This window comes from Vibrio sp. 1401, assembly GCF_033340295.1.
In genome coordinates this window covers 1-834 of record NZ_JAWOWF010000240.1, presented here as the reverse complement: position 1 = coordinate 834, position 834 = coordinate 1, and the positions used below count along the sequence as shown (strand labels likewise).

At 43.4% G+C, this 834-nt stretch carries 1 protein-coding gene and 1 pseudogene; one reads left to right on the top strand and one right to left on the bottom strand.

What is annotated here, in order from left to right; genetic code table 11:
* The coding region (lpxC, locus tag R7Z77_RS24830) for a UDP-3-O-acyl-N-acetylglucosamine deacetylase (RefSeq protein ID WP_318124906.1) at positions 1-543 on the top strand (543 nt) is incomplete at its 5' end.
* Between the two features lie 75 nt (positions 544-618).
* Here lpxC and R7Z77_RS24825 read toward each other — a convergent pair.
* Positions 619-834, bottom strand: a pseudogene (locus R7Z77_RS24825) (DUF721 domain-containing protein); the annotation flags it as partial.

Sequence of the window (834 nt, the reverse complement as noted above, 5' to 3'; positions counted from 1 at the left end):
CCTAAGCGTTTTATCCGCATTAAAAAGCCAGTTCGTTTTGAAGATGGCGATAAGTGGGCAGAATTTGTCCCATTTAACGGCTTCCGTATGGACTTCGAAATTGACTTTAACCACCCTGCGATTGAATCAGACGAGCAGCGCCTGCTGTTTGATTTCTCATCTCAAGGTTTCGTTCGCGAAATTTCTCGTGCACGTACGTTTGGCTTTATGCGTGATATCGAGTACCTACAATCTCAAAACCTAGTTTTGGGTGGTAGTTTCGACAATGCTATCGTATTGGACGATTACCGAATTCTGAACGAAGAAGGTCTGCGCTTTGAGAATGAGTTTGTTACTCACAAGGTGTTAGATGCAATTGGCGACCTTTACATGTGTGGTCATCCAATTATTGGTGAATTCCGTGCTTATAAATCAGGTCACGGTTTAAACAACCAACTTCTACGCGCAGTATTGGCGGATCAAGAAGCGTGGGAATGGACAACTTTCGAAGAAGAAGTCGGTTCTCCAGTCGCTTTTGCAGAGCCAAACATGGTGCTAGCATAAGTTAGTCAAAGAATATTAAAAACCAGGTTTCGACCTGGTTTTTTTCTATCTAAATTTTACCGCACGTGATAATGGTTATTGGCCAGATTTTTCTGCCATATCTGCGAGTCTTTTTAGTCTCTCTTGGATTTTTGGTGGAGCCATATCAGCGATGGTCATCAGCGATTGAGCTGCTGACTCAGTGAGTGGTGGGCGTTTTGGCCTATCGTCTTTCTCGTATCGATTACGATAAAGTGAAGGGTTGATCCGAACGTCGACACTTATCAATTTTGCATAACCTTGTGTGCGCAG